Below are 24,271 nucleotides of genomic sequence, written 5' to 3'. Positions count from 1 at the left end.
ACAAGCCAGGCGCACAAAGCCATGCGCGCCAAAGGTTCAGTCCGGCAGGTTCTCCGGATGCAGCATCTCCGCGTACCGCAGCGGCTCGGGGATGCCGAATCCGTCCACCAGTGTCTCCGCGTACGGGCGCAGCTTGCGGCATCGATCGTTGATGCCGCGGGTGACCGCCTTGGCTCGCCCGGTCGACAGGTAGCCATGCTCGATGTACCAGGCCTTGTCGTCCTCGATCACCGACAATGCGTACAAGTCGCAGACCATTTCGAGCAGCTCGCGAGCGTCGTCGTCCTCGCAGGAGTCGATCCCGGCGACGAACGCTTCCAGCACTATCCGGTCGATGTGCGCGTTCGCGGCGTGCAGCACGTGATCCTGCACGGCGTTGAACGCATCAAACTCCGACATCTCTTTGGATTTGCCTTGCAGCCGGCGCGCCACCGAAGACAGCAGATAGTCCTCGCGCTCCTCGAACATGGTGACCTGGGTGCCGCGGTTGAACAGGCTGCCTTCCTCTTCGCTGTCCTGGCGGGCGTCGATGATCGTCTGCATAATCGCCTCGGCCGCAGTGCGTTTGCGCACCCGCTCGCCGACGGTAGTGGCGGCGAAGCGCACCCATTCGACCGGGCTCATGCTGCGGATGTCATCGGCATAGGCCGTCAGCAGCTCCTTGGCGACCAATTGGGTTAAGACATGGTTGTCGCCCTCGAACGTGGTGAACACGTCTGTGTCGCCGCGCAGCCCGATCAGCCGGTTCTCGGCCATGTAGCCCGCGCCGCCACAGGCCTCCCGCGCCTCCTGGATGGCCCGGGACGCGTGCCAGGTGTTCGCCGCCTTCAGCCCGGCGGCCCGCGCTTCCAGCTCCCGCTGCTCGTCGGCGTCGGGCGCGTCCGCGGTCTGAATGTCGTGGCACTTGCTGACCAGCTCGTTCTGGGCGAACTGCAGCGCGTATGACCGCGCGATCAACGGAAACAGCCGGCGCTGATGCACCAGGTAGTCCATGATCAGCACCTCAGTGTCCTCACCGGGGGCGTTGAATTGCCTGCGCTGCAACGCGTATCGAGTGGCGATGTCCAGCGCGACGCGCCCGGCGGCGCCCGCGCTGCCGCCGACGGTGATGCGGCCGCGAACCAGCGTGCCCAGCATGGTGAAGAACCGGCGGTTGGGGTTGTCGATCGGCGAGCTGTAGGTGCCGTCCGGCGCCACGTCGCCGTACTTGTTCAGCAGGTTCACCCGCGGGACCCGGACATGGTCGAAGACGATGCGGCCGTTGTCCACACCGGGCAGGCCACCCTTGTACTCGCAGTCCGACGTCGTCACGCCGGGCAGGTCGTTGCCGTCGGCGTCTCGGATCGGGACCAGCACGCAGTGCACGCCGTGGTTGACCGGCTCGCTGTCCTCGGTGGTGATCAGTTGCGCGAAAACCGCTGCCATGGTTGCGGTTTGGGCGGCGCCGCCGATGTAATCCTTGCGCGCCGTCGGGGTGGGGGAGTCGATGACGAACTCTTCGGTCTCGGCGTCGTAGGTCGCGGTGGTCTCCAGCGACTGGACGTCGCTGCCGTGCCCGGTCTCGGTCATGGCGAAACAGCCGCGCAGCTCGAGGCTGATGATCTGCTTCACGTACGCCTCGTGGTGGCGCTCGGTGCCAAGGTTCTCGACGGCACCGCCGAACAGCCCCCACTGGACCCCGGCCTTCACCATCAGCGACAGGTCGGACATCGCGAGCATCTCGATCATCGTGATCGCCGCTCCCACGTCGCCCGTCCCGCCATGCTCCTTGCGGAAGTTGTCCGCGGCGACCCCGAACGCCGCCATGATCCGCATCTGCTCGGCCACCTTGGTGCGGGCGATCACCGTGTTCGGTGTGTAATGCGGGCGGAACAGGTCCTCGGTCATCGTGGCCCGCATCCGGTTCTTCACGTCGCGCCACCGCCCGTCCAAGGCGTTGCGCAGGTGTTCGGCCGTGCTTTTCGTGTCTGGCGCCATGGATTGACGGTAACCCGCTGCTCAAGCCTTGAAACAGACTTGGAATAACAATCGCCCAACGTGCACTGGTTGCGGATTTCGGGCCGGATTTTCGCGCTGAGCGCACGTTCGGCGCGGCGCCGGGGAAGTCGGCCGTCAGCGACGCCGCAGCCGGTACAGGGCGAGGCCGGCCGCGCCGGCGCCGAAGCCCAAGAGCATCACCATGTCGAACACCCACCAGCCCGAGTAGTGCGTCCACATCTGGGCGTTGGCGGCCAGCGTGTCGACCCTGCGCAGATCGGCGACGGACGCCGACGCCGCGAAACCCCATTGGGCGGGGACGAACCAGGAAATCTGCTGAAAGCCCCACTTGCTCACCAGCTGCACCAGGCTCCCGTTGAACAGCAGCGAGGCCAGGATCACCAGCACCAGCAGTGGCAGCACCTCGCGCAGCCGGTTGCCCGTCGCTGACAGCGCAAGCCCGACGACCGCCGACGCAAGAGCGGTCGCGGCCACGCTCAGATAGAGCTCGGCCATGGCCCCTCCGGAGAAGCCCAACAGCACCGGGCCGTGTACCGGCCCGCCCTTCACGACGACGACGATCGCGAAGAAGATGCCCGTCAGGATGAGCGCGGCCAGGCCGAACACGATGATCTTGGCGCCCAGGTAGGCCGGGGCCGAAAGCCCGACCGCCTGCTCGCGCCGGAAGGGGCGGCGCTCTTCTACCAGCGTGCGGATGGTCAGGGCGGTGCCGACGATTACGGCGGCGATGTTCAGCGCGGCCAGGATTTCGATGGCCTCGTGGAGATTGGAACTGCTCGGGCTGGGTCGTTCCAGGCCGGAATCGCCGGGGATCAACAGCGTCAGCGCCGCCAACACGAACGGCAGGATCGCCAGGAACAAGAAGTAGATGTGGTCGGCGAAGAGCAGGCGGAGCTGACGACGGGCGAGCACCCTTAATTGACGCTTCGCGCTGAGCCCCTCGGGCGGCGGCCAGGGCGGGGCGACGTCGGGCGGCGTGGGCGGGGCCAGCGCTTGCTGCCGGGCCCGAAACTCGCGGTGCGCGCCGTCGGGATCCGCGCCGACCTGCTCGAGGACTTCGGTCCAGTCGGCGGTGCCCATCGCGGACTCGACCTGCAACGGCGTCCCGAGGAAAGCGGTGGCGCCCCGCGCGGTGAGCACCAGCACCTGGTCGCAGAGGTTGAGGTTGCCCAGTGATGCGTGCGATGGCATCGAGACCACCACGACGCAGCCGATGTCGGCCTGCCGACGCAGGATCGCCATCACGCGGTCTTGCTGCGCCGCATCCAGCCCGGCGCCCGGGTCGTCGACCACGAGCAGCGTCGGCCGGGTGACCAGTTCGACCGCCAGCGACGCGCACCGGCGCACCTCGGGCGGGAGTTTGCTGATCCGGGTCGCGCGGTGGGGCGCCAGCTCGAGCTCCTCGAGCACCTGGTCCACCACCCGTCGACGGTGCTCGGCCGCGGTGTCCGGCGGCAGGCGCAGTTCGGCGGCGTAGCCCAAGGCCTGTTCGATCGTGAGCCGCGGGTGCAGGCATTCGTCGCCGCGCACGATCCCGATGCGGGCGCGCATCGACTCGGGCTCGGCGTGCACGTCGTGGCCGTCGACCGTGGTTCGGCCGGAGCTGAGTTCCCTTGTGCCGGCGAGCAGTCCGAGTAGCGCCGAGTTGCGCGACGCCGACGGTCCCACGATCGCGGTCAGTGTCCCCAGGCCCGCCGTGAACGAGATGTCGGTGAGCACCTCGTACCCGTCGACCGTGAGGCCCAGCTGGTATGCCGCGACCCCGCTGGTCCGCGCGGCGGATCTCAGCGGCAGCCGATGCGTGGTGTTGCCCTCTCGGGTGCGGAAGGAGGGGCTCGGGGCGCGCAGCTTTCGCGTGGCCATCCGCTCGATCAGGCCCGGACCGTCTTCCCCGGCGTCCTCGGCCTCTTCGACGGGCGGCGACGGCAGTTCCGGCGGGGCGGGCGGAACGGGCGGCTTGACCGCGGGCGGCTGGGGTGGCGGGATCCGCATCCGCTGGGTCGGGCGCTCCATCGGCGCACGCAAGTTGGGGTCGGTCGGGCGCTCCGCGCTGACGGGCGGCGGAGGTTGCGGGGGAGGCGGTGGTCCGGGGGGCTGCCGGAACTGCGGCGGCCGCGGGGCCGGGCGGTGCGGCGGAGCGGGCGGGTCGGTCTGGAAAACCAGTCGCGGGCCTCGCTGCGGGTCGCCGATCGTGATCGCCTGGCCGGGGTGGATGTCGACGGTCGGCACCCGCGCGCCGTTGACGAACATGCCGCGGGGGCTGTTGTCGATGGCCACCCAGTGGCTCCCGGTGAAGCGCAGCACCACGTCGGGGTGGGACGCCGCGGGGCTGCCCGGTGGCCCGAGCGGGATATCGACTCCACGGCCGTAGCCCACCAGCACGTCGCGACCCGGCGCGAAGACGTACCGCGCCTCTCCGACCCAAACGGTCAACGGGAAGGGCGGGAGGGCGGAAGCCTCGGGCCGCATCACCGCCACCTTTCGTTACCGGTCAGTCCGAACTTCCAGTGTCCACCCGTCCGGGGCGGCGCATCCACCGGACGGCGCGATCACAGGGTGTGGCGGCGCGGTGTCGCCGCGGCGTTCTCGAGAAGCCGCCGCAGGACCTCGACCGCCTCCTTCAGCACCTCGCGATCGGCCGGCTCCAGCAGGGCCAGCTGCGGTTCGATCGCGGCGGCCCGGTCGGCCCGAACGGCGTCGAGCGTGCGTATCCCGTCGGCCGTGATGCGGATGCGGACCGCCCGGGCGTCGCCGGGATCGACGGTCCGCGTCACCAGGCCGGCGTCCTCGAGGCGGCGCACCTGGGTGGTCATCGTCGGTTGGGAACAGTGGTCGACGCCGGCAAGGTCGCCGATTCGCGCCTCCCCGTGCGCCTCGATGGTGGCCAGAAGGCGGGCCTGCGCGGCGGGCAGCGGCATCTGGATGCGCTGGGTGGCCAGTCGGTTCAGGCGGGCGACGACGGCGAGGAGATCGGCTCCGAGGCCGGACTGGGGCTCAGTGTTTGCGGCGTCAACGACATCGGTGTGGTTGGCGGCGGATGCGTTCATACGTCCATGGTTGCATAGCTTTGCTAAGCGAGACGAGCGCCACACGCGTCGGCGCAAAAACCCAGCGTATGTGGTGTGGCGCGGGGACTTGCCGCCGCGGCCTGGCAGAATCGGTCAGGTGACCGTCCCCCGACCATCCCGTTCACGCCATCGGGGTGGACCGCTGCGGCCGGTCGAGTTGGCGCAGGCCTCGGTCATGGGAGCGCTGTGCGCGGTCATCGCCATCATCTCGGTGGTCGTCCCGTTCGCCGCGGGACTGGCCTTGCTGGGCACCGTGCCCACCGGGCTGCTGGCCTACCGCTACCGGTTCCGCGTCCTGATGGCCGCGACGGTCGCGGCCGGGATGATCGCCTTCCTGATCGCCGGGTTGGGCGGTCTCATGACGGTCATCCATTGCGTCTACATCGGCGGCCTGACCGGGATCATCAAGCGGAGGCGCCGCGGCCTGCCCACGGTGATCTTCTGGTCGTTGATCGCTGGCCTGGCATTCGGCGCCGCGGACGTCATCGGGCTGACCGTCATGAGCCGGCTGCGTCACCTGATCTTCGACGTCCTAACCGCGGACGTGAACGGCGTCGCCGCGATGCTGACGCGAGTGCACATGCACGGCGTCGGCGTGGACTTGAAGCGCTATTTCGCTCTCGGCGTGCAGCATTGGCAGTTGCTGGTGCTCATCTATTACGTCATCGGGATCCTGATCGTGTCGCTGATCGGCTGGTGGGCGCTGTCTCGCCTGCTGGATCGGATGCGCGGCATCCCCGACGTGCACCAACTGGACGCCCCGGATGGCAGCGAGGCCGAGCAGGGCGCCGTCGGGCCCGTTCCGGTGCGCCTGGACAAAGTGCGCTTCCGTTACCCCGGTGCGCGCCAGGACGCGCTGCGCGAGCTCAGCCTTGACGTGCGGGTCGGCGAACATATCGCGATCACCGGACCCAACGGCTCCGGGAAGACCACGCTGATGCTGATTCTGGCCGGCCGCGAACCGACGTCGGGCACCGTGGAGCGCCCCGGCGCGGTGGGCCTGGGCAAGCTGGGCGGCACCGCGGTCGTGCTGCAGCACCCCGAAAGCCAGGTGCTGGGCACGCGGGTCGCCGACGACGTGGTCTGGGGTCTGCCGCCCGGCACCAAGATCGACGTGGACCGGTTGCTGAGCGAGGTCGGCCTCGACGGGCTCGCGCAACGTGAAACCGGAAGCCTCTCCGGGGGTGAGCTGCAGCGCCTCGCCCTCGCCGCCGCGCTGGCCAGGGAGCCGGCGTTGCTCATCGCCGACGAGGTGACCACCATGGTCGACCAGCAGGGCCGGGACGCGTTGCTGCGCGTGCTGTCCGATCTTCCCAAGCGCCACCGCACCGCCCTGGTGCACATCACGCACTACAACACCGAGGCCGAGTCCGCCGACCGCACAGTGGATCTCAGCGATTCCCCGGACAACTCGGTCATGGTCGAGACCGTGGCGCCGCCGGTCGCGACCAATGGGGCCGCGGCGGTGAACCACAGCTCGCAGGCCCCGGTGATCGAACTTCTCGGCGTCGGCCACGAATACGGCCGAGGCACCCCGTGGGCCAAAACCGCACTGCGCGACGTCAGCTTCACGGTGGAGCAGGGCGACGGCGTGCTGATCCACGGCGGCAACGGCTCGGGCAAGTCGACGCTGGCCTGGATCATGGCCGGACTCACGGTGCCGACGAGGGGCACCTGCCTGATGGACGGCCGGCCCACGCACGAGCAGGTCGGCGCGGTGGCGTTGTCGTTCCAGGCGGCCAGGCTGCAGCTGATGCGCGGCCGCGTCGACCTGGAAGTTGCCTCGGCGGCTGGCTTTTCGCCGCGCGAGACGGACCGCGTCGCCGCGGCGCTCGCCGTCGTCGGCCTCGACTCCACGCTGGCCAGGCGGCCGATCGACCAGCTCAGCGGCGGCCAGATGCGCCGCGTCGTGCTGGCCGGGCTGCTGGCCCGTTCGCCGCGCGCCCTGATCCTCGACGAGCCACTGGCCGGGTTGGATGCCGCCAGCCAGCGCGGCCTGCTGCGGCTGCTGGAAGACCTGCGCCGTGAGCAGGACCTGACCGTCGTCGTCATTTCGCACGACTTCGTCGGGCTGGAAGACCTGTGCCCGCGCACCCTGCACCTGCGCAACGGCAGGCTCGAGCCCGTGTCGGCCGCGGCGGGGGGTATGGCATGACCGCGACCTCCGCCCCGGCGCGCGGCTCGACCCGACGCACGCCGCGTCCGGTGGTGCTGCTCGTCCCGGTGCCCGGAACCTCCACCATCCACGAGCTGTGGGCGGGCACCAAACTGCTTGTCGTTTTCGGTGTTTCGGCGCTGCTGACGTTCTACCCGGGCTGGGTGACGATCGGGTTGGTGGCGGCGCTGGTCCTGGCGGCAATCCGGATCGCGCGGATTCCGCGCGGCGCGGTGCCGTCCATACCGCGATGGCTGTGGATCGTTATCGCCCTGGGCGGCATCACCGCCCTGGTGGGCGGCGGCGGCCCGAAGTTCTCGATCGGTGGCCTCGAGATCGGCCTGGGGGGAGGCCTGCAATTCCTGCGGATCACCGCGCTGTCGGTCGTGCTGCTCGCGCTCGGCGCGATGGTGTCCTGGACCACCAACGTCGCCGAAATAGGGCCCGCGCTGGCCACTTTGGGCCGACCGTTCAAGCTGTTGCGCATCCCGGTCGACGAATATGCGGCGGCCCTGGCGCTGGCGCTGCGGGCCTTCCCGATGCTGATCGACGAGTTCCAGGTGCTCTACGCCGCCCGCCGGCTGCGGCCCAAACGAATACCGCGCAGCCGCAAGGCCCGTCGTCGTCGGCACGCCCTGGAGCTGATCGACCTGCTGGCCGCCGCCACGGCCGTGACCCTGCGGCGCGCCGACGAGATGGGCGACGCGATCACCGCCCGCGGTGGCACCGGTCAGCTCTCGGCCAATCCGGCCCGCCCCAAGCTGGCCGACTGGGTGACCATCGCGATCACCCTCGCCGTCAGTGGCCTGGCGGTGGTGCTCGAGACGATGCTTCACGCGATGCCCTAGGCATGGCCGACATCCGCCGCAGTCGCCGCATCGCGGCCCGCCCCCAACAGATCTGGGACATCCTTGCGGATTTCGGCTCGATCAGTTCCTGGGCCCGCAACGTCGACCACTCGTGCATCCTGTTCTCCGGACCCGACGGGGCCGCCGTCGGCACCGCCAGGCGTGTCCAGGTCAAACGCGACGCCCTCGTCGAACGCATCACGGAGTTCGATCCGCCGCGCGCTCTCGCCTACGACATCGAGGGCCTGCCCAGCCGCGTGCGCAGGGCGACCAACCGCTGGACGCTCGCCCCGGTCCCTTCCGGCGCGACCGTCGTGACCCTGACGAGCACAGTCGAAATCGGGCTCAACCCCGCACAAAAACTGGTCGAACGCGTCCTGTGTCGCTTTCTCGCGCCACAGTCCGACGTGATGCTCGCCGGGCTGGCGAATCGATTGGAGAACGCCCGTGTCTGATCGCCCCGACGTCATCATCATCATGACTGACGAGGAGCGCGCGGTCCCGCCGTACGAGAGCCCCGAGGTGTTGGCGTGGCGCGACCGAACACTTAGCGGCCGCAAGTGGTTTGACGAACACGGCGTCAGTTTCGGCCGGCACTACACCGGCTCGCTGGCCTGCGTGCCCAGCCGCCCGACGATTTTCACCGGGCACTACCCCGACCTGCACGGCGTCACCCAGACCGACGGCATCGGAAAGACGGCCGACGACTCGCGCATGCGGTGGCTGCGCCAGGGCGAGGTGCCCACCCTGGGCAACTGGTTCCGGGCGGCTGGATACGACACCCACTACGACGGCAAGTGGCACATCTCGCACGCCGACCTCGTCGATCCGTCGACCGGGCGTTCACTGCTGACCAACGACGACGACGGCGTCGTCGATCCCGCCGCGGTGCGGCGCTACCTGGAGGCCGATCCGCTTGGGCCGTTCGGCTTTTCGGGATGGGTGGGCCCCGAACCGCATGGCGCGCTGCTGGCCAACGCGGGCATTCGGCGGGACCCCCTGATCGCCGATCGCGTCGTCACCTGGCTCACCGACCGCTACGCCCGCCGCCGCGCCGGCAACCCCGACGCGCTGCGCCCCTTCCTGTTGGTCGCCAGCTTCGTGAACCCCCACGACATCGTGCTGTTCCCCACCTGGTCGCGCCGGGGTCCGGTCAAGCCGTCACCGCTGGATCCGCCGCCGGTGCCCCCGGCACCCACCGCCGACGAGGACCTGTCGACGAAGCCGGCCGCCCAAATCGCCTTCCGCGAGGCGTATTACTCCGGCTACGGCCCGGCGCCGGCGATCAGCCGAACCTACGAGCGCAACGCCCAGCGCTACCGCGACCTCTACTACCGCCTGCACGCCGAGGTGGACGGACCGATCGATCGCGTGCGGCGCGCCGTCACCGAGGGTGGTTCCGCAGACGCGGTGCTGGTGCGCACCGCCGATCACGGGGACCTGCTGGGCGCCCACGGTGGGCTGCACCAGAAATGGTTCAACCTGTACGACGAGGCGACCCGCGTTCCGTTCATCGTCGCGCGCATCGGTTCGCGCGCCACGCGGCCCCGCACCGTGACCGCGCCCACGTCGCACGTCGACCTGGTACCGACGCTGCTTTCGGCCGCCGGCATCGACGTCGCCGCCGTCGCCCCCACGCTCGCCGAGTCCTTCTCCGAAGTCCACGAGCTGCCCGGCCGCGACCTCATGCCGATCGTCGACGGGGCGCCCGCCGACGAAGCGCGGGCCGTCTACCTGATGACCCGCGACAACATGCTCGAGGGCGACAGCGGCGCCTCGGGGCTCGCGCGCCGCCTCAAGCGCACCGTCAATCCGCCTGCCCCGCTGCGGATTCGGGTGCCCGCCCACACCGCGTCCAATTTCGAGGGGCTGGTGCTCCGCGTCGACGACGCGACGGCAACCGGGGGCGCCGGGCACCTGTGGAAGCTGATCCGCACCTTCGACGACCCGGCCACCTGGACCGAACCCGGGGTACGCCACCTCGCGGCGAACGGGCTCGGCGGCGAGGCGTACCGGACATCGCCGGTGGACGACCAATGGGAGCTCTACGACCTGACCGCCGACCCGACCGAGGCCGACAACCGCTGGACGGATCCCGACCTGCACGACCTGCGCCAGCACTTGCGGACGCAGCTGAAGCACGCCCGGGCCGTCTCCGTCCCGGAGCGAAACCGCCCGTGGCCCTACGTATCTCGCCGGCCACCGCAGCCCCAGCCGTCACTGCTGAGGCGCGTGGCCCGATTTCTCGGCCGCTAGGTCCGCATCCGGTCGATGAGGTTCGAGAGCACGACGATGCTTTCGCTGCGCTCGATGTGCGCGCTCGAACGGATGCGCTCCAGGGCCGCCTCCAGGTGCCGCATGTCACGGGCCAGCACGTGCAGGATCGCATCCGACGTGCCGGTCACGGTGGCCGCGCTGACCACCTCCGGCATGTCCACCCAGGCCGCCCGCAGCTGCTCGGGCGAGATCGTGCCGTGGCAGAACACCTGCACGTAGGCCTCCGTCTTCCAGCCGAGCGCGTTGGGGTCGACAACCGTGGTGAAGCCCTTGATCACGCCGTCGTCGAGCATCCGGTCGACTCGGCGCTTGACCGCCGGAGCCGACAGATTCACCGTCTGGCCGATCTCGGCGAAGGTGGCCCGCGCATTCTGGGTCAGCTCGCCGAGGATGCGCTCGTCGGTCTCGTCCAGGCGGTCCATCCGCTGCCCCTTAACAAATCGCCGTGTCAGCGATTCTAACGCAATAAATCGGCAGTGGACGCGCAAGGGTCGTCGTTTGCTTGTTTAAGAGCCCGCAAATACCGTTGATTTATGACGGATTCATACGTTGCCGCGCCCGTCGCCGCCGCGCCGGTCCGCAGGCCCCGGGCCCGCCGGTACGCGATGACCCCGCCGGACTTCTTCGCCGTCGAGTACGCGATCAACCCGTGGATGGACGTCGGCACACCCGTCGACGCCCACCTCGCCCGGGCACAGTGGGACACCCTGCATCAGACGTACCTGCGGCTGGGCCACCACGTGGACCTGATCGAGCCGGTGCCCGGGCTTCCGGACATGGTCTATGCCGCCAATGGCGGCTTCATCGCCCGCGGCATCGCCGTCGTCGCCCGGTTTCGGTTCGCCGAGCGGGCCGGCGAGTCCCGCGCCTACTCCGAATGGATGTCGTCGCTCGGGTATCGGCCCGTGGCCACCCGTCACGTCAACGAGGGGCAGGGCGACCTGCTGATGCTCGGCGATACGGTGCTGGCCGGCTACGGGTTTCGCACCGACCGGCGCGCGCACCCGGAAATCGCCGCGGCGCTGGGCGTTCCGGTCGTCTCGCTGGAGCTGGTGGACCCGCGCTTCTATCATCTCGACACCGCGCTGGCCGTCCTCGACGATCGCACGATCGCCTTCTATCCGCCGGCGTTCAGCGCGGCGGCCCAAGACCAACTGCGCGCACTGTTTCCCGACGCGATCGTGGTGGGCAGCGCCGACGCCTATGTGCTGGGACTCAACGTCGTCTCCGACGGGCTGCACGTCGTGCTCCCCTCGGCGGCAACGGGTTTCGCGGCCCAACTGCGCGAGGCCGGCTTCGAGCCGGTCGGCGTGGATTTGTCCGAGTTACTCAAGGGCGGCGGTTCCGTCAAGTGCTGCACATTGGAGGTCTTCCCATGACGATCCTCGACGCCCGGGCCGCGCACGCAACCGATGCGGCGATCGAGCTGGTCGAAAGGCATGCGGCGCACAACTATTCGCCGCTTCCCGTGGTGGCGGCCAGCGCCGAGGGCGCCTGGATCACCGACGTCGACGGGCGTCGCTACCTGGATTTCCTGGCCGCCTATTCGGCGGTCAACTTCGGTCACCGCAACCCCGAGATCACCGAGACCGCCCACGCGCAACTGGACACCGTCACGCTGGTGAGCCGCGCGTTCCATTCCGACACGCTCGGGCCGTTCTGCGCCGCGCTCGCCGGGCTGTGCGGCAAGGACATGGTGCTGCCGATGAACTCGGGCGCCGAAGCCGTCGAGAGCGGCCTGAAGGTCGCCCGCAAATGGGGTGCCGAGGTCAAGGGGGTCGCCGCGGGCCGGGCCAATATCATCGTGGCGGACAACAATTTCCACGGCCGCACGATCAGCATCGTCAGCTTCTCGTCGGACCCGACGGCTCGCGACGGGTTCGGGCCGTTCACGCCGGGATTCCGCTCGGTGCCGTTCGGCGACGCCGCGGCGCTGGCCCGGGCGATCGATGACGACACGATGGCGGTGCTGCTGGAGCCGATCCAGGGCGAGGCGGGCATCGTCGTCCCGCCCGACCGCTACCTGCCGACCGTCCGCGCGCTGTGCAGCGAGCACAACGTGCTGATGATCGCCGACGAGATCCAGTCGGGGCTGGCCCGCACCGGTTATACCTTCGCGTGCGACCGGTGGGGCGTCGTGCCGGACGTCTACCTGCTCGGCAAGGCGCTGGGCGGCGGCGTGATGCCCCTTTCTGCGGTGGTCGCCAACCGCGAGATCCTCGGCGTGCTGCGGCCCGGCGAGCACGGCTCGACGTTCGGTGGCAACCCGCTGGCGGCGGCGATCGGCGCCACGGTCGTCGCCATGCTGGCGCGCGGCGAATTCCAGGCCCGGTCGGCCCAATTGGGTGCGCACCTGCACCGCCGGCTGCGGGGGCTGATTGGCGACGGTGTGGTCGCGGTGCGCGGCCTCGGGCTGTGGGCCGGCGTCGACATCGAACCTGCGCTGGGCACCGGGAAGGAGATGAGCCTGCGGCTGGCCCGTCGCGGCGTGTTGGTGAAGGACACCCACGGTTCGACGCTGCGGTTCGCGCCGCCGCTGGTGATCGCCCGGCAGGAGATCGACTGGGCGATTGACCAGTTCGCTGCGGCGCTGCGGGAGGCTCGCGCATAATCAGCTGATCCACGCGACAGGGGGGCGCACGTGCCATCCAGCTCGATCAGCCTGACGGAGCAGATGCTGCGGCGCCGTCCCGTCGTCGGCGCACACGCCGCGCGTGGGGCCGCCGACCACCTCAAGCGCAGCATCGGCACGTTCCAACTGACCATGTTCGGGGTCGGTTCGACGGTCGGCACCGGGATCTTTTTCGTCATGTCGCTGGCGGTTCCGGAAGCCGGGCCGGGCGTGATCGTCTCGTTCCTCATCGCCGGCATCGCGGCCGGGCTCGCGGCCATCTGCTACGCCGAATTGGCTTCGGCCGTGCCGGTTTCGGGGTCGTCGTACTCCTATGCCTATGCCACGCTGGGGGAGGCGGTCGCGATCGGCGTGGCGGCCTGCCTGTTGCTGGAATACGGGGTGGCGACCGCCGCCGTCGCGGTGGGGTGGAGCGGTTACGTCAACAAGTTGCTGAGCAGCCTGTTCGGATTCCAGCTGCCACACGCCCTGTCGGCCGCGCCGTGGGACTCGCAGCCCGGCGTGGTCAACCTGCCGGCGATCATCCTGATCGCGATGTGCGCGTTGCTGCTGATCCGCGGCGCCAGCGAATCGGCCAAGGTCAACGCGATCATGGTGTTGATCAAGCTCGGCGTGCTGGCCATGTTCGTGATCATCGCATTCACCGCCTTCGACGCGAACCACCTCAAGGACTTCGCCCCCATGGGGGTCGCCGGCATCGGCTCGGCGGCCGGCACCATCTTCTTCTCGTACATCGGCCTGGACGCGGTGTCGACGGCGGGTGACGAGGTGAAGGATCCGCAGAAAACCATGCCACGCGCGCTGATCGCGGCGCTGGCGACCGTCACCACCGTCTACGTCCTGGTCGCGCTGGCCGCGCTCGGTACCCAGCCGTGGCGGGACTTCGCGGGGCAGCAGGAGGCGGGGCTGGCGACGATCCTCGACCATGTCACGAACGGCACCTGGGCCGGCACAATTCTGTGTGCGGGCGCGGTGATCTCCATCTTCACCGTCACGCTCGTCACCATGTATGGCCAGACCCGCATTCTGTTCGCCATGGGCCGCGACGGGCTGCTGCCAACGAGTTTCGCCGCGGTGAACGCGCGCACGATGACCCCGGTGAAGAACACCACGATCGTCGCGGTCGCCACCGGGACGCTGGCCGCCTTCGTGCCGCTCGACAAGCTGGCCGACATGGTATCCATCGGCACGCTGACGGCGTTCATCGTCGTGTCGGCCGGCGTGATCATCCTGCGGGTGCGCGAACCGGACCTGCCGCGGGCGTTCAAGGTGCCGGGTTACCCTGTCACGCCGGCACTTTCGGTGCTGGCATGCGGCTACATCATGGTCAGCCTGCACTGGTACACCTGGATCGCGTTCTCCGGATGGATCGCGGTGGCGCTGATCTTCTACTTCGTCTGGGGCCGCCACCACAGCGCGCTCAACGAGGAAACGCCGTGACCGTCGTCTCCGGGTACCGCGCCGGCGAAGTCGGGCTGTCGGGGCTGCACCTGGCCGTCCGCGCCGCGCGGACGCTCGGGACGTCGCTCACCGTGGCGACCATCGTGCCCAGGCCCTGGCTGACACCGTCGCTCGCGCGCGTCGACGCCGAGTACGAACAGTGGGCCGAACATCTGGCGGCGGACTCGGCCGAGGAGGCCGCTCGGTTCCTGCGCGACCTGGGCGACGGGATCGACGTCACCTACCTGCATCGCGCGCACCGCTCGGTGTCGGCGGGACTGATCGAGGTGGTCGAGGAGGTGGGTGGCGACGTCGTCGTGCTGGGGTCTCTGCCCAGCGGTGGGCCGGGGCCGGTCGTCATCGGCACGACCGCCGACTGGTTGCTGCACGCGTCGCCCGTGCCGGTGGCCATCAGCCCCCGCGAATACCGCTCGCACGCAGGCGGATTGACGCGGATCACCTGCGCCTACGCCGCCACCGCGGACTCGATCGAGGTGGTGCGGCGGTGCTGCGAGACGGCCCAGCGATTCGGGGTGCCGCTGCGGGTGATGACCTTCGCCGTCCGGGGCAAGACGATGTATCCCCCGGAGGTGGGGTTGGGCGTCGAGGACGAGATCCTCGAGGCGTGGGCGGCGCAGGCCCGCGACATCCTGGCGAACCTCAAGACCGACGGCGTGGTCGGCGAAGACGTTGCGCTGGAAGTGGTTACCGGCCATGACTGGAATGAGGCGCTGGGCAAGGCGGACTGGCGCGACGGCGACATCCTGGCGCTGGGGACCCGGCCGCGCGACGAAATCCGCAGGGTGTTCCTCGGTTCCCGCAGCGGCAAGATCATCCGAGAGAGCCCGGTGCCGGTGCTGGTTTTACCCGGCTAGCGTTGCGAGTCATTCGATCCACCGCGCCGCGCGTGGGGGATATGTACACAAAACGACCGGTTTTCGTCCACAGCCCCCACGTTCGGCGAAACCCTAACGCGGCACCTGCACCAGCGGCTGACCGCCGATCTGGCCCCAACACCCGGCGGGGTCGCGCCCGTTCTTCACCTGATCGTTGAGGCAGTTGAAGATCGCGATCCGCAGGTCCGGCGGGGGCTGGTTGGCGCGCTGCTCGGCGGCCAATCGGTTCTGCTCCGCGGTCTTGACGTCCTGTTGGGCGTTGATCGTTTCCTGAACCTTCTGGTTGTAGGCGTCGATGCGCTGCTGGGTGGGCTGGTCGTAGAAGATCCGCGGGATCCGCACGTCGAGGATCTCGATCTCGGAGCCCACCGCGTCCTGCAGATCCTTCCTGACCTGCGCGGCCATCGCCGGCAAGTCCGCGCCCTGGGCCGGCGCGGGCATCTGCGCCGCCGCGCCCGGCGCATTCGCCGCGGCCGCCAGCATGACCTGCGGGTTGAACGTGGCGAACACCTTCGACAACGCCACCTGTGCCTGCCGGTCCACCAACTGCTCCTTGATCGTCTGGAACACGTTGGCGCCGCCGTAATCCTGGAACAGCTTCGGGGCTGCGCCCTCGCGCAGCCGCCAGTTCAGGTTCTCGTCCACGTAGGCGTTGGAGTTGTTGGCCAGCCGCACGTTGATCGCCGCCGGGTTGTTGTTGGCGCCCCTGCCCTGGCTGGCGTCGTCGAAACTGTTCGACTCGAACGCCTGCAACTGGATCGCCTCCGAGAGCTCACTCACCTTGCGCCACGGCGCATGCCACACGATTCCGGCGCCGTGCACGCCCACCGGCTTGCCGAATTCGGTGATGATGCCGACGTTGCGCGTGTCCACCCGGTCGTAGGCGCTGATGAGCGTGAAGACCACGCCGAACAACGCCGCCGCCGCCGAGATTCCCCACCACGTCGACCGCTTGTCGAGGAGCAGGCTCGCGACGAGCGCCACCGCGGCCACCAGGAAAAACAGGATCGCAATAATCCACCACCCGGGCATGACATCCTCTCCTTGTTGCAGGTCGCGTCAGCCTACCGCCCGTCGACGGGCCTGTGAACGCTTTCGCGCGATCGGCGGCTAGCGCTGCGCGGCGGCGTTGGCCGCCGCCTGAGCCTTCCGCAGCGTGACGGCGACATCGCCTCGACCCAAGAACATTTCGTCGAAATAGCTTTGCAGGGCGGTGTACCCCGCGGCGAAGCCGGCGCCGCCGGGGGCGGGGATGCGGGGACCCTTCAGGACGGAGAAGAACGGCCGGACGTCGATGCCCTCGGTGGCCCAATGGTCGAAGTAGACCGGCTGAGCCGACAGCACCGCGGGAATGGCCGCACCGTCGCGGCCCAGGTAGGCGTTGCCCTCCCGGCTGCCCATCCAGGCCAGCACCTGGCGCACCGCATCCGGGTGCTTGGTCGCTGAATTACCCGCTGCGGCAATCCCGTTGGTGACGCTCACCCGGCCGGCGGGACCCGCCGGCATCATGGCCACGCCCCAGCGGAAGCGCGCATCGCGGGCGACCGGTTTGAGGTTGTAGGTGCCGGACTGGAAGAGCGCCATCCTGCCGGCCAGGAACTGATTGCGGGAGAAGTCGCCGTTGTCGTTGGTGTCGGAGGCCGGCGGTGCGACGTGGTCGTCGTTGATCAAACCCACCAGATACCGGAAGGCCGACACCGCCGCGGGATTGTCGAACGCGAACTCGTCGCCGCGCTGGAATACCCCACCCGCCGAGCCGATGTAGTTCAGGTAGATGCCCTGCGGATCGTTGGCCGCGTTGTATCCCCACTGGCGCACCCGCCCGGGGTCGAAACGCGGTGTGCCCGCCGCGTTTCCGTCGGCATCGAGCGTCAGCCGGGCGAGCAGGGGCCGCAGCGTGTCGCCGCCGTCGGGGCTCCACCGCAGGGTGTCCAGTTGGGCGGGGTCGATTCCGGCCGCGCCGAGCAGGTCCGCGTTGTAGTACAGCGCGATTCCGCCGTCGGTCAGCTGCGGCACACCCCACAGCGCACCGCCGCGGGTGAACTGCTCCACCACCGCCGGGTCCCAGTCGGCGGCGGCATCGCGACCCAGCATCTTGCCGACGTCAAGCAACCGGCCGTCGTCGGCGTAGGCGGCGAGATAGGCGTTGGACAGCCAGAAGATGTCGTCGGCGCTGCCGCCCGCGACGTCGGTGCGCAGCGTGTTGAAGTACGTCGAATACGCGACGATGTTGGTGCGGACCTCGATATCGCGGTGCGCGCGGTTGAATTCGTCGAACGACCGCTGATACGCCGCGGCGATCTGATCGGCCCACAGCCGCACCTTGATGACGATCTTGCCGCCGTGCGGCTCGGCGGAATAGTCCAGCAGCACCGCCATGGCGGCCAGCAGCACCGCCACCAGCACCAGCGACCCCGCGACCAGCGTCGAGGAGCGCGGCCGGGTCATGGTGTGCACCGAGATTGCCGTGGTGGTCGTGAATCCATAAATAAAGCAACCATGACGGCAATCTCGGCGCTCTGCCCACTCATTTGAGCCCCGAGACGACGATCGACGCGACGATGTGCCGCTGGAAGCCCACGAACAGCGCGATCAGCGGCACGATCGCGAGCGTCGTCGCCGCCATCACCAACGTCCATTGGGAGTTGAACCGCGACTGCAGGTCCGCGGTCGCCACCGTGAGCACCCGCCACTTATGCCCGCTGGTGATCACCAGGGGCCACATGAAGTTGTTCCATTGCGAGACCACCGTGATCAACGCCAACGCGGCCAGCACGGGACGGCTGGACGGGATCACCACGTGCACGATCACGTCCAGGGTGGTGGCCCCGTCGAGGCGCGCGGCGTTGATCAGGTCGTTGGGGATGATGCGAAAGTGCTCGCGCAGCAGGAAGATCGCGTACGGCGAGCCGAACATGAACGGCAGCACCAACGCCCAGAACGTGTTACGCAGCCCCAGCTGCGCCATCATCAGATACATCGGCACCACCGTGACCGTCGCGGGCACCATCAGCGTGGCGATGTAGACCCAGAACAACGCGTCGCGCCCGGGAAAATGCAAGCGCGCGAACGCGTATCCGGCCAGCACCGAAAACGTCAGCTGGCCCACCAGGATCACCGCGGTCATCAGCGCGGTCACCGCCGCCGCGCGACCGAACCCGGCCCCGCCCAGATCGGAGTAGTTGGCCAGGGTGGGCGGGCGCGGCAGCTGCAGGGGCGTGCCCGTGGCGAACTGGTGCGCCGAGGTGAAGGAGGTCAGCAATCCAAGTGCGAACGGCGCCAACGTGATCAGCGCGCCCAGCGTCAACCCGGCGTAGACGACCGTGTTGAAGAGGCGGCTAGACGAGGTCATAGCTGATCCGTCGCCGGAAGTAGAGGTGCTGGACGACGGTGACCCCGATCAGGATGACGAACAGCACCACCGCCATCACCGACGCCCGTCCGATCGCCGCCGCCCCGAACGCCTCGGCGTAGATGCGGTGGGCCACCAGATCGGTGCTGCCGGCCGGCCCCCCGCCGGTCAGGGCGTACACCATGTCGAAAACCTGTGCGGTGCTGACGATCCCGGTCACCAGGACGAAGAACGTCGTCGGGCGCAGCATGGGCAGCGTGATACGCCAGAACCGTTGCCACGCGTTAGCGCCGTCGGTGCGCGCGGCGGCGTGTATGTCGTCGGGAATGGCCAACAGGCCCGCCAGGAACGACAGCGAGACGTAGCCGACGTTGGTCCACACCACGACGGCGGACACCAACGGCAGCGCGAAGCTGGGATCGGAGAGCCACCCGATGCTGTGCCCGAGCACGGCGCTGACGGCGCCGTCGGTGGGGGCCAGGATCCAGCGCCACAGCACCGCGATCGCCAGCGGCGCGCAGATCCACGGCAGCACGTAAACCGTGCGAAACAGCCCGGTCCCGGGGAGCCGGCGGGCCAGCATGGACGCGGCCAGCAGCCCGAGGATCGTCTGCGCGGGGACCACGATCGCTACGAAGACGGCGGTGACGATCAGTGAGTTGGCGAAGCCCGAGTCGGTCAGCACCGAGCGCCAGTTGGCCAGGCCCACATAGCGCAGCGGGCCCAGCAGGTCCCACCGGTACAGGCTGAGCCAGATCACCACGAGGATGGGCAGCAGCAGAAAGGCCAGCACACCGAACAGGCTGGGGGCCAGCAGGGCGTAGCCCAGCGCGGTGGATCGAGGCTGTTTCCTCAGTGCGGCGCTGGCCATGCAGGTAATTAAAGCGGGCGTTGCCGTCGTTTGTGGCGAGCGGTCGTTACGGTGGTGCGGTGACACCGAACCGGGGGATCGATCCCGACTTCCTGGACCTGCCGCGCCACGAGCTCGCCGACGCCGCGTTGTCGGCGGCCAAAGCGGCCGGGGCCAGCTATGCCGACCTGCGGCTTCACCGCCTCAGCAGCGAGATCATCGCGCTGCGCGACGGCGAGCTGGAGACCGCCGTGGTCAGCCGCGAGGTGGGCCTGGCGGTGCGGGTGATCGTCGACGGCACCTGGGGATTCGCCTCGCACGCGGAGTTGGCGCCCGCTGTCGCGGCCGAGACCGCGCGCCGCGCCGTGCACGTGGCCACCACGCTGGCGATGCTGAACAGCGAGCGCGTCGAGCTCGCCGAGGAGCCCGTGTACGCCGACGCCACCTGGGTGTCGAGCTACCGGATCGACCCGTTCGAGGTGCCCGGCCCCGACAAGATCGCCGTGCTGGAGGAATACTCCGGGCGCCTGCTGGGCGCCGACGGCGTCGACCACGTCTCGGCGGGTCTGACCGCCGTCAAGGAGCAGACGTTCTACGCCGACACCTTCGGATCGTCGATCAGCCAGCAGCGGGTGCGGGTGCTGCCGTCGCTGGAGGCGGTGACCGTCGACGCCGCGGCGGGCAGCTTCGACTCGATGCGCACGCTGGCCCCGCCGATGGGGCGCGGCTGGGAGGCGCTGGCCGACGACGAGATCTGGAACTGGACCGACGAGCTCGCCCAGCTGCCGTCGCTGTTGGCCGAGAAGGTCAAGTCGCCCAGCGTGGTGGCCGGGCCGACGGATCTGGTGATCGACCCGACCAACCTGTGGCTGACCATCCACGAATCCATCGGCCATGCAACCGAATACGACCGTGCGATCGGCTACGAGGCCGCCTACGCCGGAACGTCGTTCGCGACGCCCGACAAGCTCGGCACCATGCGCTACGGCTCGCCGGTGATGAACGTGACCGCCGACCGCACCGTCGAACACGGCCTGGCCAGCGTCGGTTACGACGACGAGGGCGTGGCCGCGCAGAGCTGGGATCTGGTGCGCGACGGCATCTTCGTCGGCTACCAGCTCGACCGGGTGTTCGCGCCGCGGCTCGGGCAGGCGCGCTCCAACGGGTGCTCGTATGCCGACTCGCCGCATCACGTGCCGATCCAGCGGATGGCCAACGTGTCGCTGCAGCCAGGGCCCGAGGACGTCAGCACCGCCGATCTGATCGGCCGCGTCGACGACGGCATCTACATCATGGGCGACAAGTCGTGGTCGATCGACATGCAGCGCTACAACTTTCAGTTCACCGGCCAGCGGTTCTTCCGGATCCGCGACGGCCGCCTGGACGGCCAGCTGCGTGACGTCGCCTACCAGGCCACCACCACCGACTTCTGGAATTCCATGGAGGCCGTGGGCGGTGCATCGACCTGGCGGCTGGGCGGCGCGTTCAACTGCGGCAAGGCGCAGCCCGGGCAGGTCGCCCCGGTGAGTCACGGGTGCCCGTCGGCGTTGTTCCGGGGCGTGAACGTGCTCAACACGGTCAGCGAGGGCCGCCGATGATCACCCCGCAGCATGTCGTCAACCTCGTCCTGGAAGAGGCGGCCAAGCTCGGCGGCGCCAGCGAGACCATGGTGCTGGTCACCGACAAGGTCGAGGCGACGCTGCGTTGGGCGGGCAATTCCATGACCACCAACGGGGTTTCGGTCAACCGCAGCATCACCGTGATTTCCGTCGTGCGGCAGGGCGACAGCGCGCACATCGGCACGGTGGTCTCCGCCGAGGTCGATCCGCGGGTGATTCCGGGGCTGGTGGCGGCGTCCCAGGAGGCGGCCCGCTCGGCGCCGGAGGCCGGCGATGCCGCGCCGCTACTGACCGACACCGGGGTCCCCGCCGACTGGGACGCACCCGTACCCGGCACCGGGCCGCTGGTTTTCGCCGACGTCGCCGACTCGCTGAGCCGGGGCTTCCGCGGCGCCGATCGGCTGTACGGCTTTGCGCACCACAGCGTTTCGACGACATTCCTCGCGTCGTCGACCGGCCTGCGCCGACGCTTCAGCCAGCCGACCGGCGCGGTGGAGATCAACGCCAAACGCGGCGACGCCAGCGCCTGGGCGGGCATCGGCACCGCGGATTTCGTTGACGTGCCCACCGATTCGCTGCTCGAGCAGTTGTCGACGAGGCTGGGCTGGGCCAAGCGCAACGTCGCGCTGCCCGCCGGGCGCTACGAGACGATCATGCCGCCGTCGACGGTGGCCGACATGATGATCTATCTGGCGTGGTCGATGGCGGGCCGCGGCGCCGAGGAGGGCCGCACCGCGCTGTCGGCGCCCGGCGGCGGGACGCGGGTGGGGGAGCGGCTGACCGATCTGCCGCTGACGATGTTCTCCGACCCGATGGCGCCGGGGCTGGCGTGCACGCCGTTCGTCGCGGTCAGCGCCTCCTCGGAGACGGTGTCGGTGTTCGACAACGGCATGGAACTGGGCCAGGTGGACTGGGTCCGCAACGGCGTCATCAACGCGCTGGCCTACCCGCGGGCCACGGCCGAGAAATTCGACGCCAAGGTGGCGGTCGCCGCCGACAACCTGGTGATGACCGGCGGGTCGGCCGAGCCCGCCGACATGATCGCGGCCACCGAGCGCGGCCTGCTGTTGACCACCCTCTGGTACATCCGCGAGGTCGACCCCACCACGCTGCTGCTCACCGGGCTGACCCGCGACGGCGTCTACCTCATCGAGGACGGCGAGGTGACCGCCGCGGTCAACAACTTCCGGTTCAACGAGAGCCCGCTGGACCTGCTGCGACGGGCCACCGAGGCGGGTATGAGCGAAAAGACGCTGCCGCGGGAGTGGGGCGACTGGGCCACCCGGGCGGCGATGCCGTCGCTGCGGATCCCCGACTTCTACATGTCGTCGGTGAGCCAAGCGCAGTAGCGTGTGACAAATGCTGACCCAGTTGGTGGCTTTGTCCCCGGGCGACGGGCGTCTTGCGGGTTTGGTCCGGCGGGTGTGCGCGCAGACGTTGTCGCTGCCGCCGTTGCCCTCCGCGGTCGAGGTTTTTGAGCCGGCGTCGGAGGCCGAGGCCGTCGTCGCGGAGTTCGCCGAGCAGTTCAGCGCCGACGTCTCGGCGATCACCGGGGATCAGCGGTCCCGATTGTGGAAACAGCTGGGGGACAGCACCTTCAGCGTGGTCACGCAGATGTACATCGCCGATTTCGTGCCGCGGGTGCGCGCCGGCCTGGAGGCGCTGGGCGTCGGCTCCGAGCACCTCGGCTGGGTGAGCGGGCCGGTCGACTGGGACCACACCACCGAGCCCTCGGACCTCGTGTTCAACGAGTTCCTTCCCGCGGTGGCCCGGATGCGCGCCGTGGACCCCGTGACCGCCGAGCTGGTCCGGCTGCGCGGCGCCGCGCAGCACAACTGCCGGCTGTGCAAATCGCTGCGCGAGGCCACCGCGCTGGACGCCGGGGGATCGGAGTCGCTGTACGGCGACATCGAGCGCTACGAGGACTCAAGTCGGTTAACCCGCCGCGCTAAAGCAGCGCTGCGCTACACCGATGGGTTAGTTTGGACCCCTGCGCACCTCGTCGCCGACGTTGCCGCCGAGGTGCGCTCAGGGTTTTCCGAGGCAGAGGCCGTCGAGCTCACCTTCGACGTCATGCGCAACGCCAGCAACAAGGTCGCCGTGTCGCTGGGCGCCGACGCCCCGCGGGTCGAGGAGGGCACCGAGCGGTACCTGCTCGACGTTGACGGACAGACGGTGTTCAGCTGACGCACGACAATGGCGCCGCGCCGGGCGCGGCACCATTGTCGGTCCGAGTCACGGATTAGCCGCCGCCACCACCACCGGCGCCTGGGTCACCAACGAAGTTGTAATCGACGTCGCTGGGGTCGGCGCTCACCGTGGCCTTGGCCGGGTGCGTTGCCTCGGCGATAGCCACCACCGGTGCCGCGGCCATGGCGGCGATGGCGAGCGCGGCAAAAGCGGTTCGCGCACCAAGGCGTCGGGGACAGTCGGCCGTTGTTCTGCTCATTCGCTATTTCCTCTCAGGCTTCATTGACTGTTGGTAATGCGCGCATTAGTGGGAGTGTGCGCCCGGGAATCGCCACCGAGCGCCGAAGAGGGTAACGGGAAAGTAAAGCAAAAAAACTCTTTTGTTTCAGCCGTTAGCTGGCGATTGAATTGTTTTTCGTTTAGCCGGACGGTGCGTTCGGAAGTGACAGTCGGACGTAAGTCGTTGGGCCGCAATCGAAGCCGCAAGTCCCGCCCCGTCGAGGCAAAGCCGCAGATCGCCGCCGCCCGCCGGAAGTCGTCACGAAGTACTCCTGCTTCTGACCTGCGTGAAGGCAAGGCAGCGCCACCGTTGCGGGCAAAGAACTCTACGATTGCCGCACCGCGTTAAGTTCGCGTTAGCGGGGGCTTTTTCACAAGTCAACGGGTCCGCGGTTATCGGCACGATGGGGTCCGTCAAGTCTGGAATTCCACGGCCAGAGCCGCTGCACCACAAGTCGTTTACGGGCTCGTGCACGAGCGAACGGCGACCCGCGATCGAGACATGATCGGCATCGACGGCGGGGCGGCGCCCATAGCCCCGATTTCGCAGTCGCGCTCAACGTCTTTTTTGCTGCGAACCGGCTGGCTCGCGCGCACAGTCTTCGTTGGGAAACCGATCGCGGCTCACTTCGGTAATGGCAATGGTGTGAGGGCGCCGAAACAATGC

General features: G+C 69.0%; 20 protein-coding genes. 11 read left to right on the top strand and 9 right to left on the bottom strand.

Going from position 1 to position 24,271, the window contains the following annotated elements; all coding sequences use genetic code 11:
- Positions 1–36 precede the first annotated feature (36 nt).
- From A5655_RS22020 to A5655_RS22010, 3 genes are all read right to left on the bottom strand, one after another.
- Positions 37–1,977, bottom strand: a complete 1,941-nt coding sequence (locus A5655_RS22020) for an acyl-CoA dehydrogenase (protein ID WP_067013724.1) — start codon at positions 1,975–1,977, stop codon at positions 37–39.
- A gap of 135 nt (positions 1,978–2,112) precedes the next feature.
- Positions 2,113–4,467, bottom strand: coding sequence for an ATP-binding cassette domain-containing protein (locus A5655_RS22015; RefSeq protein WP_067013842.1), 2,355 nt, complete (start codon positions 4,465–4,467; stop codon positions 2,113–2,115).
- An 80-nt stretch (positions 4,468–4,547) separates the two neighbouring features.
- Complete coding sequence (locus tag A5655_RS22010; RefSeq protein ID WP_067013722.1) at positions 4,548–5,045, bottom strand: MarR family winged helix-turn-helix transcriptional regulator; 498 nt, start codon at positions 5,043–5,045, stop codon at positions 4,548–4,550.
- Positions 5,046–5,163: 118 nt separating this feature from the next.
- Here A5655_RS22010 and A5655_RS22005 point away from each other — a divergent pair, with 118 nt between their 5' ends.
- The 4 genes from A5655_RS22005 to A5655_RS21990 are packed head-to-tail and all read left to right on the top strand — an operon-like array spanning position 5,164 to position 10,325.
- Positions 5,164–7,221: an ATP-binding cassette domain-containing protein gene (locus A5655_RS22005; protein WP_082978808.1), complete on the top strand. Its 2,058-nt coding sequence runs from the start codon at positions 5,164–5,166 to the stop codon at positions 7,219–7,221.
- On the top strand, positions 7,218–8,069 hold the full coding sequence (locus A5655_RS22000; protein ID WP_067013720.1) for an energy-coupling factor transporter transmembrane protein EcfT: 852 nt from the start codon (positions 7,218–7,220) through the stop codon (positions 8,067–8,069). The genes A5655_RS22005 and A5655_RS22000 overlap by 4 nt, the downstream gene beginning before the upstream one ends.
- Positions 8,070–8,071: 2 nt before the next feature.
- A complete protein-coding gene (locus A5655_RS21995; protein ID WP_067013718.1) occupies positions 8,072–8,524 on the top strand; it encodes an SRPBCC family protein in 453 nt (150 codons plus the stop codon).
- Positions 8,517–10,325 (top strand): sulfatase-like hydrolase/transferase, encoded by a 1,809-nt coding sequence (locus A5655_RS21990; RefSeq protein WP_067013716.1) that lies wholly within the window; start codon positions 8,517–8,519, stop codon positions 10,323–10,325. Before A5655_RS21995 ends, A5655_RS21990 begins: the two co-directional genes overlap by 8 nt.
- On the opposite strand, the gene A5655_RS21985 is transcribed toward A5655_RS21990, so the two are convergent.
- Positions 10,322–10,768: an Lrp/AsnC family transcriptional regulator gene (locus A5655_RS21985; protein WP_067013714.1), complete on the bottom strand. Its 447-nt coding sequence runs from the start codon at positions 10,766–10,768 to the stop codon at positions 10,322–10,324. The two genes, A5655_RS21990 and A5655_RS21985, sit on opposite strands and share 4 nt — an antisense overlap.
- 111 nt (positions 10,769–10,879) lie before the next feature.
- Between A5655_RS21985 and ddaH the strand changes: the two genes are divergently transcribed.
- The 4 genes from ddaH to A5655_RS21965 are packed head-to-tail and all read left to right on the top strand — an operon-like array spanning position 10,880 to position 15,293.
- Positions 10,880–11,725 carry a dimethylargininase gene (gene ddaH, locus A5655_RS21980; RefSeq protein ID WP_067013712.1) on the top strand — a complete coding sequence of 282 codons (846 nt, stop codon included), beginning with the start codon at positions 10,880–10,882 and terminating at the stop codon, positions 11,723–11,725.
- Entirely contained in the window at positions 11,722–12,957 is a 1,236-nt protein-coding gene (gene rocD / locus A5655_RS21975) for an ornithine--oxo-acid transaminase (protein WP_067013710.1), read from the top strand. Before ddaH ends, rocD begins: the two co-directional genes overlap by 4 nt.
- Before the next feature lie 30 nt (positions 12,958–12,987).
- A complete protein-coding gene (locus tag A5655_RS21970) occupies positions 12,988–14,418 on the top strand; it encodes an amino acid permease (protein WP_067013708.1) in 1,431 nt (476 codons plus the stop codon).
- On the top strand, positions 14,415–15,293 hold the full coding sequence (locus tag A5655_RS21965) for a universal stress protein (RefSeq protein ID WP_067013706.1): 879 nt from the start codon (positions 14,415–14,417) through the stop codon (positions 15,291–15,293). Before A5655_RS21970 ends, A5655_RS21965 begins: the two co-directional genes overlap by 4 nt.
- A 93-nt stretch (positions 15,294–15,386) precedes the next feature.
- Here A5655_RS21965 and A5655_RS21960 read toward each other — a convergent pair whose 3' ends face one another.
- The 4 genes from A5655_RS21960 to A5655_RS21945 all read right to left on the bottom strand — a co-directional run bounded on the left by A5655_RS21960 (position 15,387) and on the right by A5655_RS21945 (position 19,522).
- Entirely contained in the window at positions 15,387–16,346 is a 960-nt protein-coding gene (locus A5655_RS21960) for an SPFH domain-containing protein (protein ID WP_067013704.1), read from the bottom strand.
- Positions 16,347–16,424: 78 nt separating this feature from the next.
- Entirely contained in the window at positions 16,425–17,762 is a 1,338-nt protein-coding gene (locus A5655_RS21955; RefSeq protein WP_067013838.1) for a sugar ABC transporter substrate-binding protein, read from the bottom strand.
- Between the two features lie 79 nt (positions 17,763–17,841).
- On the bottom strand, positions 17,842–18,666 hold the full coding sequence (locus tag A5655_RS21950; RefSeq protein ID WP_067013702.1) for a carbohydrate ABC transporter permease: 825 nt from the start codon (positions 18,664–18,666) through the stop codon (positions 17,842–17,844).
- Positions 18,653–19,522, bottom strand: a complete 870-nt coding sequence (locus A5655_RS21945; protein WP_156764990.1) for a carbohydrate ABC transporter permease — start codon at positions 19,520–19,522, stop codon at positions 18,653–18,655. Before A5655_RS21945 ends, A5655_RS21950 begins: the two co-directional genes overlap by 14 nt.
- A gap of 74 nt (positions 19,523–19,596) precedes the next feature.
- Here A5655_RS21945 and A5655_RS21940 point away from each other — a divergent pair, with 74 nt between their 5' ends.
- Genes A5655_RS21940 through A5655_RS21930 form a run of 3 tightly spaced genes read left to right on the top strand, consistent with a single transcriptional unit; the run spans position 19,597 to position 23,322 of the window.
- Complete coding sequence (locus A5655_RS21940; RefSeq protein ID WP_067013699.1) at positions 19,597–21,114, top strand: TldD/PmbA family protein; 1,518 nt, start codon at positions 19,597–19,599, stop codon at positions 21,112–21,114.
- Positions 21,111–22,484 carry a TldD/PmbA family protein gene (locus A5655_RS21935; protein ID WP_067013697.1) on the top strand — a complete coding sequence of 458 codons (1,374 nt, stop codon included), beginning with the start codon at positions 21,111–21,113 and terminating at the stop codon, positions 22,482–22,484. The genes A5655_RS21940 and A5655_RS21935 overlap by 4 nt, the downstream gene beginning before the upstream one ends.
- 10 nt (positions 22,485–22,494) lie before the next feature.
- The gene (locus A5655_RS21930; protein WP_067013695.1) at positions 22,495–23,322 is read left to right on the top strand and encodes a carboxymuconolactone decarboxylase family protein; all 828 of its coding nucleotides are present in this window, start codon (positions 22,495–22,497) and stop codon (positions 23,320–23,322) included.
- Positions 23,323–23,377: 55 nt separating this feature from the next.
- Here the strand turns inward: A5655_RS21930 and A5655_RS28030 are convergent, their stop codons facing one another.
- A complete protein-coding gene (locus A5655_RS28030) occupies positions 23,378–23,584 on the bottom strand; it encodes a hypothetical protein (RefSeq protein WP_156764986.1) in 207 nt (68 codons plus the stop codon).
- Between the last annotated feature and the right edge of the window lie 687 nt (positions 23,585–24,271).

The organism is Mycobacterium sp. 1081908.1, assembly GCF_001673535.1.
In the GTDB taxonomy this organism is placed as follows: domain Bacteria; phylum Actinomycetota; class Actinomycetes; order Mycobacteriales; family Mycobacteriaceae; genus Mycobacterium.
Note: the sequence above shows the minus strand (reverse complement) of the source record. Positions and strands in the feature narration are given on the sequence as shown.

Excerpts from the sequence above, each read along its gene's own strand:
- rocD (WP_067013710.1), top strand. The coding sequence starts at position 11,722 with ATGACGATCCTCGACGCCCGGGCCGCGCACGCAACCGATGCGGCGATC.
- A5655_RS21955 (WP_067013838.1), bottom strand. The coding sequence starts at position 17,762 with ATGACCCGGCCGCGCTCCTCGACGCTGGTCGCGGGGTCGCTGGTGCTG.
- A5655_RS22010 (WP_067013722.1), bottom strand. The coding sequence starts at position 5,045 with ATGAACGCATCCGCCGCCAACCACACCGATGTCGTTGACGCCGCAAAC.
- A5655_RS21995 (WP_067013718.1), top strand. The coding sequence starts at position 8,072 with ATGGCCGACATCCGCCGCAGTCGCCGCATCGCGGCCCGCCCCCAACAG.
- A5655_RS21935 (WP_067013697.1), top strand. The coding sequence starts at position 21,111 with ATGATCACCCCGCAGCATGTCGTCAACCTCGTCCTGGAAGAGGCGGCC.
- A5655_RS21950 (WP_067013702.1), bottom strand. The coding sequence starts at position 18,666 with ATGACCTCGTCTAGCCGCCTCTTCAACACGGTCGTCTACGCCGGGTTG.
- A5655_RS28030 (WP_156764986.1), bottom strand. The coding sequence starts at position 23,584 with ATGAGCAGAACAACGGCCGACTGTCCCCGACGCCTTGGTGCGCGAACC.
- A5655_RS21985 (WP_067013714.1), bottom strand. The coding sequence starts at position 10,768 with ATGGACCGCCTGGACGAGACCGACGAGCGCATCCTCGGCGAGCTGACC.
- A5655_RS22015 (WP_067013842.1), bottom strand. The coding sequence starts at position 4,467 with ATGCGGCCCGAGGCTTCCGCCCTCCCGCCCTTCCCGTTGACCGTTTGG.
- A5655_RS21930 (WP_067013695.1), top strand. The coding sequence starts at position 22,495 with ATGCTGACCCAGTTGGTGGCTTTGTCCCCGGGCGACGGGCGTCTTGCG.
- A5655_RS21960 (WP_067013704.1), bottom strand. The coding sequence starts at position 16,346 with ATGCCCGGGTGGTGGATTATTGCGATCCTGTTTTTCCTGGTGGCCGCG.
- A5655_RS22020 (WP_067013724.1), bottom strand. The coding sequence starts at position 1,977 with ATGGCGCCAGACACGAAAAGCACGGCCGAACACCTGCGCAACGCCTTG.
- ddaH (WP_067013712.1), top strand. The coding sequence starts at position 10,880 with ATGACGGATTCATACGTTGCCGCGCCCGTCGCCGCCGCGCCGGTCCGC.
- A5655_RS22000 (WP_067013720.1), top strand. The coding sequence starts at position 7,218 with ATGACCGCGACCTCCGCCCCGGCGCGCGGCTCGACCCGACGCACGCCG.